The sequence below is a fragment of the uncultured Marinobacter sp. genome (genome assembly GCF_947259545.1).
Lineage (GTDB): Bacteria > Pseudomonadota > Gammaproteobacteria > Pseudomonadales > Oleiphilaceae > Marinobacter.
The window spans coordinates 296,877-310,182 of the sequence record NZ_CAMYMK010000009.1; the positions used below are offsets into that span (position 1 = coordinate 296,877).

13 protein-coding genes are annotated in these 13,306 nt (G+C 58.8%); 6 read left to right on the plus strand and 7 right to left on the minus strand.

The genetic code is table 11. The features are described 5' to 3' along the window. Positions 1–61 precede the first annotated feature (61 nt). From Q0Y21_RS16070 to Q0Y21_RS16085, 4 genes are read right to left on the minus strand one after another with little or no spacing between them, the layout of a single operon-like run. Entirely contained in the window at positions 62–1,201 is a 1,140-nt protein-coding gene (locus Q0Y21_RS16070; RefSeq protein ID WP_297797637.1) for a HupE/UreJ family protein, read from the minus strand. Beyond that, complete coding sequence (locus Q0Y21_RS16075) at positions 1,198–2,442, minus strand: hypothetical protein (protein WP_297797639.1); 1,245 nt, start codon at positions 2,440–2,442, stop codon at positions 1,198–1,200. Before Q0Y21_RS16075 ends, Q0Y21_RS16070 begins: the two co-directional genes overlap by 4 nt. After that, complete coding sequence (locus tag Q0Y21_RS16080) at positions 2,402–2,626, minus strand: hypothetical protein (RefSeq protein WP_297797641.1); 225 nt, start codon at positions 2,624–2,626, stop codon at positions 2,402–2,404. The genes Q0Y21_RS16075 and Q0Y21_RS16080 overlap by 41 nt, the downstream gene beginning before the upstream one ends. Positions 2,627–2,639: 13 nt before the next feature. Beyond that, on the minus strand, positions 2,640–4,100 hold the full coding sequence (locus tag Q0Y21_RS16085) for a DUF4331 domain-containing protein (protein WP_297797643.1): 1,461 nt from the start codon (positions 4,098–4,100) through the stop codon (positions 2,640–2,642). 179 nt (positions 4,101–4,279) lie between these two features. Here Q0Y21_RS16085 and Q0Y21_RS16090 point away from each other — a divergent pair, with 179 nt between their 5' ends. Next, the gene (locus Q0Y21_RS16090) at positions 4,280–4,837 is read left to right on the plus strand and encodes a sigma-70 family RNA polymerase sigma factor (protein WP_297797645.1); all 558 of its coding nucleotides are present in this window, start codon (positions 4,280–4,282) and stop codon (positions 4,835–4,837) included. Continuing rightward, positions 4,834–5,526: an anti-sigma factor gene (locus Q0Y21_RS16095; RefSeq protein WP_297797647.1), complete on the plus strand. Its 693-nt coding sequence runs from the start codon at positions 4,834–4,836 to the stop codon at positions 5,524–5,526. Before Q0Y21_RS16090 ends, Q0Y21_RS16095 begins: the two co-directional genes overlap by 4 nt. Before the next feature lie 18 nt (positions 5,527–5,544). Here Q0Y21_RS16095 and Q0Y21_RS16100 read toward each other — a convergent pair whose 3' ends face one another. Continuing rightward, positions 5,545–6,966: an HDOD domain-containing protein gene (locus tag Q0Y21_RS16100; protein ID WP_297797649.1), complete on the minus strand. Its 1,422-nt coding sequence runs from the start codon at positions 6,964–6,966 to the stop codon at positions 5,545–5,547. A gap of 198 nt (positions 6,967–7,164) precedes the next feature. On the opposite strand from Q0Y21_RS16100, the gene Q0Y21_RS16105 reads away from it, so the two are divergent. The 3 genes from Q0Y21_RS16105 (at position 7,165) to Q0Y21_RS16115 (ending at position 9,804) form a co-directional block, all read left to right on the plus strand. Then, on the plus strand, positions 7,165–8,172 hold the full coding sequence (locus Q0Y21_RS16105) for a methionine ABC transporter ATP-binding protein (RefSeq protein WP_297797652.1): 1,008 nt from the start codon (positions 7,165–7,167) through the stop codon (positions 8,170–8,172). Continuing rightward, positions 8,172–8,837, plus strand: a complete 666-nt coding sequence (locus tag Q0Y21_RS16110) for a methionine ABC transporter permease (RefSeq protein WP_297797654.1) — start codon at positions 8,172–8,174, stop codon at positions 8,835–8,837. The genes Q0Y21_RS16105 and Q0Y21_RS16110 overlap by 1 nt, the downstream gene beginning before the upstream one ends. A gap of 184 nt (positions 8,838–9,021) precedes the next feature. Next, positions 9,022–9,804: a MetQ/NlpA family ABC transporter substrate-binding protein gene (locus tag Q0Y21_RS16115; protein WP_297797656.1), complete on the plus strand. Its 783-nt coding sequence runs from the start codon at positions 9,022–9,024 to the stop codon at positions 9,802–9,804. A 65-nt stretch (positions 9,805–9,869) separates the two neighbouring features. On the opposite strand, the gene Q0Y21_RS16120 is transcribed toward Q0Y21_RS16115, so the two are convergent. Both Q0Y21_RS16120 and Q0Y21_RS16125 read right to left on the minus strand, forming a co-directional pair. Further along, positions 9,870–10,523, minus strand: coding sequence for a peroxiredoxin (locus Q0Y21_RS16120; RefSeq protein ID WP_297797657.1), 654 nt, complete (start codon positions 10,521–10,523; stop codon positions 9,870–9,872). A 194-nt stretch (positions 10,524–10,717) separates the two neighbouring features. Continuing rightward, positions 10,718–12,085: a sodium:alanine symporter family protein gene (locus Q0Y21_RS16125; protein ID WP_297797659.1), complete on the minus strand. Its 1,368-nt coding sequence runs from the start codon at positions 12,083–12,085 to the stop codon at positions 10,718–10,720. A 215-nt stretch (positions 12,086–12,300) separates the two neighbouring features. Between Q0Y21_RS16125 and Q0Y21_RS16130 the strand changes: the two genes are divergently transcribed. Beyond that, entirely contained in the window at positions 12,301–13,257 is a 957-nt protein-coding gene (locus Q0Y21_RS16130) for an alpha/beta hydrolase (RefSeq protein WP_297797661.1), read from the plus strand. Positions 13,258–13,306: the final 49 nt, after the last annotated feature.

Sequence of the window (13,306 nt, forward strand, 5' to 3'; positions counted from 1 at the left end):
AATACAGGTAATGGTGAACGCCCGACGACAGTGATGCCGCCGGGCGTTTTTGCAATGGCTGCTAGATGGCCGTTGCGCGCTCAGCCACCCAGTACAGGCTCAGGGCACCCGCCATCAGCAGCATCGCGGGTACCGCGGCGCGCTCGTAGATCCGGAACCGCCCGCACAGGTACAGCAGCGGGAACAGAACCACCAGCAGTACCAGTTGACCCAGCTCCACGCCCAGGTTGAAACCAGCCAGAGCGACGACGGTCTGTGACACTCCGGACGTCAGATTCCCCAGCACACTGGCGAAACCGAAGCCGTGAATCAGCCCGAACCCGAACGCCAGTTTCCAGGTCTTGCGGCCGAGGATCGGCCAGAATACGTTCAGCGCAGCAACGGCGATGGACAGGGCAATGACCGTTTCCACCCAGGCAATGGGCAGTGTCACGATCTCCAGCGCCGCCAGCGCCAGGGTAAAGGAGTGAGCTACGGTAAAGGCGGTGACAACGCCAACCAGCTCAAGCAGGCGGGGTTTCAGATCGTGGCCCCGGCCCGAATGCTTTCCAGACCGGCGGGTTTTCAACGGCAGGGTGGCTGGCAGCATCAGCACCAGCAGGAACAGGATATGGTCGAGGCCGATCAACAGGTGGATGATGCCCTCAGAGAGGAAAGTGCCGAACAGTTTCAGACTGTTGCCGAGCGTGGTCGCGCTGTTGATCAGTGTCAATGTCTGGTCATCGGGCGCCAGCACACTCAGACGTTCGCCCTGGCTGTCGGTGACACTGACGAGCGCGCGGTGCAGGGGGTCCTGCTCAAACAGCAGAGAGTATTTGAGGGACTCCGGTGCGAGGCTGTCCGGGCATGCAACCTGGTAGAGCCCGGCGGCGTATGGGCCGTCACTGTGGCGGGACAGCCCCCATTGCCTGCCGGTCAACTGACAGATACCGCTGGTGTTGCTGAGTGTCACGCCCTGATCAACCAGACGGGTGATGGCCTCCCGTCCTGTGCGGACTTCCGCGCCGGTGAGCTGCCCGTCACCATTGCTGTCCAGGGGCAACACCAGGGCAAGATCCCTCAGGGCCAGGTCAATGCGGATCTGCGACTTGGTCTGGTCCACATAAATGAAACTGTCACTGGCCTTGTGGGCCCATACTGGCAGCGCGAAGACCAGGAGCGCGGTAAAGACGGAAGTGAGTCGAAGCAACGCAGCCATCATGAGCGCACCTCCGGATAGCGGGCATCGCGCTGGTCATGCTGGTCCAGCCAGGACCTGACGTCGGCCTGTACCGAGTCGTTACCGGCTGACTGTGCCGCGCGGAGCAGTAGTCGGGTGTCCAGGGGTTCACGCTGGTCCTGCCAGTTGGCCAGGGCGTGGGTCAGGGCGGTGTCGGCCTCGCCTTCAATGTCCAGGGCGTAACGCGCGAGATCCCGCTGATGCAGCAGGGTGCCGCGCCAGCGGGCTTCGCTAAAGCGTTCTTCCAGCTTGGCGGAAAGTCGGCCGGCGTCCGTATGGTTGTGGCGCTTCATCGCAATGGCGCGGAGCACCGCGAGGGAGTCGACCTGTTCGTAAGTCTCGGTCAACTTGATCACAGCCTCGTTTTCCCCTCGTTCCAGCAGCCAGTCAGCCAGCTGCGCTCGCGTGTAGAGGTCGTCTGGCGCGAGGGTGAGCACCTGGCGCCAGTGTTGTTCGGCTTCGGGTCTGCCAAGTTGTGCGGCAATGTCGGCCAGGGTGCCAAGGGCCCAGGTCTGGCTGGTGCTGTCGCTGGCGGGTGATCGGCGGGTCAGCGCGAGCAGGGATTGGTAAGCTGTTTGTGCCTTGCCGGTTCGCGCTTCCACCTGGGCCAGGCAGCTTGCTGCAATCAGGCCGGGAAACTCGTTCGCCAATTGCTGGCAGTGGGAATGCGCGGACTTGTAGTGACCCTGCACCAGTTCCAGGTTTGCCAGAGTCAGCCTGGCCTGGCTGGAGAGCCGTTGGTTAATATTTGGTGTATTGATAACAGCGGTCAGTTCTTCACGGGCAGGCTCAAAACGGTGAAGGCTCTGGTTGAGTGTGGCGCGAAGGATCCTGAGCCGGTCTGTCATCCTGTTCTCAGGCCAGCGCTCGAATAATGCCTGGGCATAACCAAGGTAACGTGGATCCCCCTGAGAACGTGCCTGAACCAGATATTTCTGGGCCCGTTCCGCAAGTGCCGGGGCGGTTTCCGGGAGTGTATCGGGTGCGATTGCCTCGGAGGGCAATGAAATCAGAACTTCCTGGTCGTCAAACTCTGTTTCAATCGCAGCGGGGGCTGCCAGTGCCGTTTCCAGGGTCAGTGCTGTGACCAGCGCGACGATGGAAAAAGCCCTGCGCCGAAGCGCAGGGTTCAGGGCCGTCAGCCAAGGGTCGGAGTCAGACTGACGGCGGAGCCCGCAGGATTCAAAACAGGTCGTCGTATGCCTGTTCGTTGTCCTTGTCATTGAAACTGAACTCCAGGTTGTTGATGGCAACCGCGTTGCGGTCATTGTCTGTCTGATTGATCTCACCCTTCACGAAGGTGGTAAAATCAACCGGCAGACCTAATCCCTGGCCATTGCCGGAGCCACCGAAGCAGCCCGCCAGTGAAAGTACTGCAACCAGGGTGATACCTATTCGAAGTATCATCGCTTTCCCTCCCTTAAAGGTCATTAGGTGAACCGGCAATCGGAGTAGCCAGGTATGGGAAGGTGGTCCTCAACTCCGCCGGGTTGAGCTGTACACCGTCGGTGTACTCCAGGTCACCATCGGGAGCGTCAGCGGGATCTGCCAGCACACCCATGGCGACGCGAAGCGAGATGTCGACGGTATCGTCAACCGGACGACGGCCGTTGGGGAAACCTGCATTATCCCCACCGAGGACGCCCAGGTCGTTCTGAGAGGCGGGTGCCGTGGTGGCGATGCTCGGGTTCAGCCGCAACATTTCTGACGCGGTGACACCGTCGGGACCGTTCAGGTCCGGTACACCGGTCAGGAACGCGGTGATCAGGTCGTTCCGCGGGAAGTTGTTGGGAGCGGTCACACCAAAGAGGATCTCCACCAACTCGGGCAGTGTCGGGTTGGTAACATAGGTCAGGAACTGGCCATCATCCTTGGGTTCGCTGGCGTTAAAGCCATCCTTGTCCTTCAGGCCAATAACGACTTCGTTGACCAGAGGCATGCCCAGCCGCGAGACCTGCGCATAGGCGCCGCCTTCCACGGTCGCACCCTTGCCGTTGGCAGTCGGTGCCGGATTGATGACGCGGGCCTGACGTACGCTGGCGGTAGTCCAGCCGCCAATAACCGGGTCACCCGAGGCGGTCTGCGCACTGCCGGTCAGACAGGTGGTAGGAACTTCCAGCGCAAAGGAAGTGGTGTTCTTGTCCGCCAGGTCACCTGCGCCTTCCCCGTTCCGTGGGCCGAGCGGGTTGGTGTTTACCAGGTCGAAAATCTCACCCAGGTTCACCGCAAACGCTTCTTTGCGCTGACCCACGAATACCCGGCCTTCGTTACCGCATCCGGGAATCGCAATGTCAAAGATGTGCTGGTTGGCGTAGGCCTCGTAGTCACCGAAGGATTTTCCGCCGATGTTATCCAGTGGCTTGGCGAACGTTTCCGTACCGGTGGTCGCGTTGGTGGCCACCTGGCGTGTGCCGGAGCGGCGGTCGCCACGGATAACGGTGACGGTGTACTCCTGTCGCATCTGCACGTTGGCATTATCGGTGGCGTCGCCAATGTTCTTCAGCGGCACGGAGACCATTTCTCCGCCGACGGGCAGCTGGATATCGTTCAAGACATCCTGCATCTGGAACTGGAAGGTGATGTCTTCCTGGGCGTTGCCAGAGTTATCGATATGAATCTCGTAGATGGCGTCCTCGTCCAGGTCGAAGTAGTTGGGACCGCCATACGCGTCCTGAAGCGGCAAGTAGTTGGCGATCAGGGTGACAAAGTTTTCCCGACCGCTTTCGTAGCTTCGGAACATGTAAAAGTCGGTGCCATCAACCTTGGGAACTTCGGTGATGAACGGCGCCTCGCGGTGACTGGAGGCAGAGGCTGTGCCTGCTGTCAGACAGATGCCGGCAATCGCGAGAGCGAGGCCGGAGCGTTTAATTACTGTGTTCATTCCGCTTTCCTCATCTATTGTTAGTGTTGCATACGGAGAAACGGCATGACTTTGAAAAAAGATGCAGGTCGTTAACAAAAAAATGTTGAATGGGTGTAACAGGGTGACGGTGCATCCCGAACGGCCCAGAGAACGTAGTAAGCAAAAGGCCAGAGGAAGAAAAAGGTGCGAAGATCACAATGATAAATACAGAGATAGAACAGGCAGAATTGATGACGTTGCTGCTGGCTGTTGCCCGCAGTGATCGTCGGGCGTTCGAGAGGCTGTATGAAAAGATCGCGGCCAGAATGTTCGGCCTGTGCTACAAGCTGGCGGGTCAGCAGGAACTGGCTGAGGAAGCCTTGCAGGATGCGTTTGTGCAGATCTGGCATCACGCCGGGGAATATCACAGCGATCGGGGAACCCCGTTGAGCTGGATGTTGACCATTGCCCGGTATCGGACGCTGGATCTGATGAGGGCCAGGACTGTGCGCAGAACCGCCGGAGACGAGCACCTTGAGCACGTGGAGGATCCTCGCAGCGGTCCTCTGGACCATTCATTGCGACGTGCTGGTGCCGAGCAGTTGACGGGCTGTCTTGATGAACTCAGCGATGTCCAGCGAGACAGTATCCTGTTGTCCTACTACCGGGGGTTCACCCATGACGAACTGGCTCAGGCGCTGAGTTCGCCCATCGGTACGGTCAAAAGCTGGATCCGCCGCGGATTGATGGCCTTGAAGAGGTGCCTGGAACGATGAGAAAGACACCGGAAAGAGTTGAAAGTCTGGCGGCGGAGTATGTTCTTGGCTCGCTGAAGGGCAAAGCAAGAAGCCGCTTTGAGCGCTGGATGATGGAGTCGGGCCGGGTCAGGCAGGAAGTCTGGTACTGGGAGGAAAAGCTCGGTCTGCTGGGCAATCAGGTGCCGGAACGTGAGCCTCCGGAATCCGTGTGGCTGGCGATCCAGCAGCGCCTCTGGCCCCAGGACGACACGCGTCCGGCTGTTCAAAGGGAGGCGGCAAACAGGGTCTGGCCGGTCTGGAGCCTGTTCGCAACGGCGGCGGCTCTGGTGCTGGCGGTCCTGTTGGTTCAGCAGCCGGCACCGGAGCCGACGCTGTCGGGTGCGGTTGTTCAGGCGGATGTCAGTGATCCCTTGTGGCTGGTGAGCGAATCCAGTCGCGACAACCGTCTGCGGCTTAGATCTGTGGCCGCAACGTCCGCCGAAGCTGGCAAGGACTACGAGTTATGGATTGTGCCGGATAGCGGCAACCCGCTGTCTCTGGGGGTGATTCCGGTGGGGGACGTCTATCAGGTGAAACTCACGGATGAAGCCCGTGAAACCCTCAGCCAGAGCCGGACCCTTGCGATCAGCCTTGAGCCACGGGGTGGTTCGCCAACCGGCGCGCCAACCGGCCCGATCCTGCACGTCACCAAACTGTACGAGCTGTGAGGCCGGTGAGCCTGGCGGTCAGTTGGATGCCAGCAGCGTAATGCACAACTGGGCGTTCTGGACGAAGTGACCGAACGCCGTCAGTTGCTCGTCCGACGGGACATAGTCCCCGGCGGCGTTGTCGGCATAGAACAGGCCGACCAGGCGGCCTTTGGCTGTCAGCGGGCCGATCAGCGCCGGTACCTTGCCCAGCCAGCGGTCATAGGGCACGCCTCCGTCAGTGGGGGCGGGTCTGAAAATGCCACAGCTGGCATGGGGAAGCAGGTTGCCCAGTGGGCCGGTACCATCCCTGGGAATGATAAACTCCTCGCGCCAGTTTTCAGTACCCCGTCCGCCGACTTTCCTGGGAACCAGATTCTGTCCGGTTTTGTCAGCCATCAACAAGGCCACTCGTTGCATGCCAATGGCCCGGTGAATGCCCTCGATGATCAGCTGGCAGACTTCATTGAGATCCGGTTTCTCCGTCAGGCTCAGGGTCAGGTCTCGTAAAATCTGCAATTGCAGGGCCGGATCCATCACCGGCGCCTGGGCTGACTGGCGGTTGTTACCCTCCTGACTGCCAGGCATCAGTGCCGTCACCTGGGGAATGCCCAGGGAGACCGCTACTTTCGCGGCTTCTTCGGCGTTGACCTTGATCTGATCACGAATGGCAGCCGGTGTCTCGCCAGTGTCCTTACTCAGTTGTTCCAGCACCTTGTCCATCTCGGCGCCGCGCCAGCCATTTTCCGATAGCCGGGCCATTTCCACCGAGTGACGTACCAGACTGGCAGCCATGGAGTTGGCCTGGCCGGAGGAGACCACATCCTTGATGAACGGACCCAGCGCCCAGGCTTCCACCAGACCCCGGGTAATTTCTGTAAAGGTGCTGTGCAGCACGGCTTTCTGAGCCTCAACCGGAGGTTCTTCCAGCCGCAACCGCTGTTCCAGTTCCGTGGCCTGCTCAGTTTCGCAGGACCAGAACGCCAGTTCACCGATATTCATCAGCAAAGCCCCGATGAAGACTTCTTCCAGGGCATTTTCGTTGCGCCTGGGCGTCAGGCAGCGGGCCTGAACGGCAGAGTGAATCGCCCGGGCAAGGCAGCGCAGCAGATGTGGCCGGTCGTTGCGTTGCAGCAGTGAATCCACGATCAGCGATGAGATGGCCATGGATTTCACGGAGTCGAAGCCGATCAGGGTAATCGCGCGACTGACGGTGCTGACCTGGGTCCGCGTCTGGTTGTAGAAAACGGTATTGGAAAGCCGCAATACCTGGGAGGTTAGCTGGGCGTCATTGAGTATCACGTTGGCCAGTTCATTGACGGTACTGTTTGTACTGTCGGTCAACTCGGTGATGCGTTTCAGGGTGTTGGCCAGTACCGGCAGCTCAACCTTACTGAGATAGGTCACCCATGCCTGGGTAGAGTTCATTCTTGAGGGCAGATTCTCGGATTTTGTGGTCACGTTATTTGTTCACTCTGGCTTGCCCTGAGGCTCGAACGGTTCTTTTATTACCCGAGTTTAGCCCAGTGGGCCGGAGAGTGTCGGTAACAGAACGTGTACGGGGATTTACCAAGCGTCGTGAATTCGGGTTTGGCAAGCGATTGGGCTATAATGGCCAGTTTTAACACTGCACCCACAAGGCGCTGACAAGGCTGATCCGTGATTGTATTTGACCAGGTCCAGAAGTCATATCAGGTAGGCGGGCGGGCGATCCCTGCATTGCATTCCACCAGTATGACCATTGAAACCGGCGAGGTGTTTGGCATCGTCGGTCACTCCGGCGCGGGGAAATCCACCCTCGTTCGCCTGATTAATCTGCTGGAGCCGCCCACCGGTGGTCGCATTCTCGTTGATGATGAGAACATCACCGACTACGACGCCGCCGAACTGCGGGCCTTCCGTCGCAAGGTCGGGATGATCTTCCAGCACTTCAACCTGCTGTCGTCGAAGACGGTGGCGGACAACATTGCCTTCCCGATGAAGCTGGCAGGCATATACTCCCGCACCGAGATTCGCGAGCGGGTGGAGGAATTGCTGGCTCGGGTCAGTCTGACGGATCACGCCAACAAGTATCCCTCCCAGCTGTCCGGTGGCCAGAAACAGCGGGTCGGTATTGCCCGCGCCCTGGCCTGTCGCCCCACCATTCTGTTGTGTGATGAAGCCACCAGCGCCCTCGATCCGCAGACGACCCAGTCAGTGTTGCGTCTGCTGGCGGACATCAACCGCGAGCTGGGGCTGACCATCGTGCTGATCACCCACGAGATGGATGTGGTGCGCCGTGTCTGTGACCGGGTGGCGGTCATGGATGCCGGTGAAGTGGTTGAAATGGGAGCGGTCAGCGATGTGTTCCTCCACCCGCAGCATCCCACCACCCGGGATTTCGTGTTCGAGAGCGAAAACATCGATCATGACGAATTGCAGGAGGACCTGCAAAAGGCCAGCGGACGTATCCTGCGGCTGACCTTCCGCGGTGAGTCCACCTACAAGCCGTTGCTGGGCAGCGTAGCGCGGGAATCCGGCGTGGATTTCAGCATCCTCTCCGGTCGCATTGACCACATCAAGGACACACCCTACGGCCAGCTGACCCTCTCCCTGGTCGGTGGTGACCTGGAGGTGGCGATGAAAGCACTGGAAGCCGCAGAAGTTCACGTGGAGGTGGTACGCTGATGGAAGATTTACTGAGTAACGTGGACTGGGCGGAAATCGGCGTTGCCAGTTGGGACACCCTGGTGATGGTGGGTATGTCGCTGCTGTTCAGCGTGCTGATCGGTCTGCCGATCGGCGTGCTGCTGTTCCTGTTTGGCAAACGCCAGTTGCTGGAGCAGCCGGTGGCGTATGCGGTACTGTCGTTCGTGGTGAACGTGCTGCGTTCGGTGCCGTTCATTATCCTGCTGATTGTGATGATTCCGTTTACGGTGATGCTGATCGGCACGTCTCTCGGGGTCGCCGGTGCCATTCCGCCGCTGGTGGCGGGTGGCGCCCCCTTCTTTGCCCGCCTTGTGGAAACCTCCCTGCGGGAGGTGGATCGCGGCATCATTGAGGCTACTCAGGCGATGGGTGCCAACATTCGCCAGATCATTTTTGGTGCCTTGCTGCCGGAAGCGCTGCCGGGCATCATCGCTGGCATTACCGTCACGGCGATCACCCTGGTGTCCTACGCGGCCATGTCCGGTGTGATTGGTGGCGGCGGTCTGGGCGACCTGGCCATTCGTTTCGGTTATCAACGGTTCCAGACCGATGTCATGGTGATTACTGTGGCGCTACTGGTCATTTTCGTTCAGCTGTTGCAGATGGCCGGCGACCGGCTCGTCTTGTATTTCAGCCGTAGGTAAATCAACACAGCCAGATATAGGCGCGCGGTCGGCAACACCTTCCGAAAACGTGGAGCGCCAGGGATGGCGCGACCGAGCCCTACATGGATGTATTCACGGGCGTTTTTCGGAAGGTGTTGCCGACCGTGGGCCGTACTCACAAGCTGAATTAATTGCCCATACATTCCCGTAGGAGAACGTGCGTATGAACTTCAAGAAAACCCTGGTGGCCCTGGCCGCCGTTGCTACTTTCTCTTCTGCTGCCTCAGCGGAAACGCTCTCTGTTGCGGCTACCCCGGTGCCCCACGCGGAGATTCTGGAATTTGTGAAGCCGCAACTGGCGGAGCAGGGTGTTGAGTTGGACGTTAAGGTATTCACCGATTACATCCAGCCGAACATTCAGGTGGATCAGAAGCGGATGGATGCCAACTTTTTCCAGCACCAGCCGTACCTTGATGAATTCAATGATGGTCGTGGTACCAGTCTGGTTACCGTAACCGGTGTTCACGTCGAACCGTTTGGCGCATACTCCAGCAAGATCGACTCCCTGGAAGAGCTGCAGGACGGCGCCGTAGTGGCCATCCCGAACGATCCCACCAACGGTGGTCGCGCTCTGCTGCTGCTCCAGAAAGCCGGGCTGGTCACGCTGGAAGACGAAAGCAAGATCACCGCGACACCCCGTGATATTGCCGACAACCCGAAAGACCTGGACTTCAAGGAGCTGGAAGCCGCGACTCTGCCGCGTATTCTGGGGCAAGTGGATGTTGCGCTGATCAACACCAACTACGCACTGGAAGCGGGCCTGAATCCGTCCGAGGATGCGCTGATTATCGAGGGTTCCGAGTCACCCTACGTGAACATTCTGGTTGCCCGCCCGGACAACAAGGACAGCGAGGCCATGCAGAAGCTGGCGAAGGCGCTGAAGTCTGACGAAGTGAAGGATTTCATCATGGAGCAGTACGAGGGTGCGGTTGTTCCTGCCTTCTGATAGTACACTCTCTATGGAAAAATGCCGGGCATCTGCCCGGCATTTTCGTTATAGGCTGCGGGTGATCAGTCACCGCTCCAGTTGGATGTGGGGTCCGGTGTCACGCGCAGGTAGGACCGAACCTCTCGGTGACCCTGCGGGAAGCGTTCCTTGATTTCGTCTTCGTCCTGCAGCGATGGCACGATGACCACATCGCCTCCACTTTCCCAGTTGCCCGGGGTTGCCACCTTGTGGTTGTCGGTCAGTTGCAGCGAGTCAATGACCCTTAGTAGCTCTTTGAAGTTACGACCGGTGCTCGCCGGGTAGGTGATTATCAGCCTCACCTTCTTTGCCGGATCGATGACGAACAACGAACGCACGGTCAGAGTTTCGTTGGCATTGGGGTGGATCATGTCATACAGGTCGGACACTTTCCGGTCATGGTCTGCAATGATCGGGAAGTTTACCGAACAGCCCTGGGTTTCGTTGATGTCCTTGATCCACTCGTGGTGTGAATCGACCGGATCCACGCTCAGCGCGATAACCTTGACGTCGCGCTTGGCGAACTCGTCTTTGAGCTTGGCGGTCAGTCCCAGTTCGGTGGTGCAAACCGGTGTGAAGTCCGCGGGATGGGAAAACAGAACCCCCCAGCTGTCGCCCAGCCAGTCGTGAAAGCGGATCTTGCCTTCAGTGGAGTCCTGTTCGAAATCCGGTGCGGTATCTCCCAGACGTAAACTCATAGCGTAACCTCCTTCGGTGAAGCTCGTGACAACCTTAAGTGTGTCACCGGCATGATCAATCGCCGGAGTGTTCAATTTGAGTCTATACGATAATCAGTGGTGATGGATGAGAGGAAAACAAGGGAGCTTGATTTGCCTCATCCATCGCTTACCAGAACATTATAGCGGTCATTTATGACCGCTGAAGCGCTGGATCAGTTTTTGACGCCAAGAGCCTTCTCCTTCTCGAAGTGCTCACGAGTCAGCTTGAACACCACCGGGCTGAGGAACAGCAATGCGATCAGGTTCGGCAGGGCCATCATGGCGTTGAGCGTGTCCGCCAGCAGCCAGATGAAACCCAGGTTGATGGTCGCGCCGACCGGAATGGCAAGAATCCACAACACCCGGTAGGGCACGATGGCTTTTACGCCAAACAGGAACTCAACGCATCGCTCCCCGTAGAACGACCAGCCGAGAATGGTGGTAAAGGCAAAGACGGCCAGCGCAATGGCCACCACGTAGTTACCAAAACCGGGCAGGCCGTTTTCGAACGCCAGTGAGGTCAGGGCGGCCCCGGTTTCGCCGGAACTCCAGGCACCAGAGGTAATGATGACCAGGCCGGTGATGCTGCAGACGATGATGGTATCGATAAAGGTGCCCAACATGGCCACCATGCCCTGGGTAATCGGGCTTTTGGTCTGCGCGGCGGCATGGGCAATCGGTGCGGAACCCAGGCCGGCTTCATTGGAGAAAATGCCACGGGCTACACCAAAACGGATGGCGGCCCAGACGGCGGCGCCGGCAAAGCCCCCTTCGGCAGCGATCGGGCTGAAGGCATGCTTGAAGACCATGGCGAATGCAGCAGGAATCTGATCGGCGTTGACCGCCAGCGCAATCAGGCCGACAAAGATGTAAGAAATAGCCATCAACGGAACCAGCGAACTGGCGACGTGTCCGATACGCCTGATGCCGCCGATCAATACCATGCCCACCAGGACCATGAGGATCACCCCGGTCATCCAGTGAGGCAGGCCAAAGTTGGCGTTCAGCACGTCCGCGACCGAGTTGGCCTGTACTGTATTGCCGATACCGAAGCCGGCAATGGCGGCGAAAATGGCGAACAACACACCCAGCCAGGCCCATTTATGCCCCAGCCCGTTGCGAATGTAGTACATCGGGCCACCGACATGAGCGCCGCGCTCGTCCACTTCCCGGAAACGAACCGCGAGAACAGCTTCGGAGTACTTGGTGGCCATGCCCACCAGGGCGGTCAGCCACATCCAGAACAGGGCTCCCGGGCCACCCAGGAAGACAGCGGTGGCAACACCGGCAATGTTACCGGTGCCGACGGTCGCGGACAGCGCCGTCATCAAAGCCTGGAAGGGGGGGATTTCGCCCTCACTTTCCGCACCTGCGCCGGAACGGCCTTTCCACATCAGCCTGAAACCCGCGCCCAGTTTGAGCACGGGCATCATTTTCAAGCCAAGGCTGAGGAAAAGCCCCACGCCGAGGATCATGACCAGCATGGGGGGGCCCCAGACCAGTCCGTTTACTGCACTTACAAAGTTTCCAATGGCTTCCATGGGGATCTCCCTCTGTTTTTGCCAAAGACGGTTTTATGATTTTCCCCTTGTAAGGGTATAACTGATTGAGTTTAGTCGGATATTTCTGTCTGTAAACCGATTGGCCAGGGAATTTGCCCGTTGAACATTGGGGAATGTCATCAAAGTGATTGGATTTGACGTCATTTGCGGTACTGTTTGATAAGCAATCCCGGTTTAAATCACGAGGAATACCGATGTCCCAGAGCGCTGTCGCACAGACCAGCCCGGAATCCGATCTCACCGGTTCTCATGCGGCGAATCATCGTTTTGTCGATGCCAACGGACTGTCTTTCTGTGTGGAAACACGGGGCAATCCCGAGGGTGAGCCGGTATTGTTTATCATGGGGCTGGGTGCCCAGATGACGCTGTGGCCGGAGGCTTTGCTGGACCGATACGCGGACGAGGGATATCACGTAATCAGGTTTGATAACCGGGATATCGGTCTGTCCACACACCTGAAGGATCGGCTGGAGGGCCATCCGGTGGCAATGATGGCACGCTCCAGGATCGGCATGCCGATTCCTGCACCTTACACGCTGAAAGACCTGGCAGCGGATGCGGTTGGAATCCTGGATGCCCTTAATCTGCCAAGTGCTCACCTGGTCGGGGTGTCCATGGGTGGCATGATCAGTCAGTTGGTGTCTTCCTTGTGGCCGGAGCGTGTGCGCAGCGCCACGTTGATTATGACGTCGACCAACAGTCCGCGTTTGCCGATGCCCAAGACGAAACTGATCTGGCGGCTGGCAGGTGTGGGTGCCAAGGGCCACGATGAAGCATCGGTGGTTGCCCGCTCCCTGGATTTCTGGAAACTGATCCAGAGCCCGGCATTCCCGCCGCCGGAGGATAATGTCCGTGAGCGACTGATCCGGGAATACCGCCGCAGCTACCACCCGGCGGGTATTCTGCGTCAGACCCGGGCGATTCTGGCCACTGGCAGTTTGTCGTCCCTGAGCCGGCGGATTCGCGTTCCGACGGCCATTATCCACGGTAAGGCCGATCCTCTGGTACGTCCGGTGTCTGCTGAACAGTTAAAATACCTGATTCCACATGCTCACCTGGAACTGATCGACGGTATGGGGCACGACTTGCCTGAACCCCTGCTGGAGCGCTTTGCGGCCATAAGCCTGTCAGTGATGCGGGCGTCGTCCTGAAATCGCCCCCCCGGGGGAGGATATCCACAATATCCCCCCTTTGTGTTTT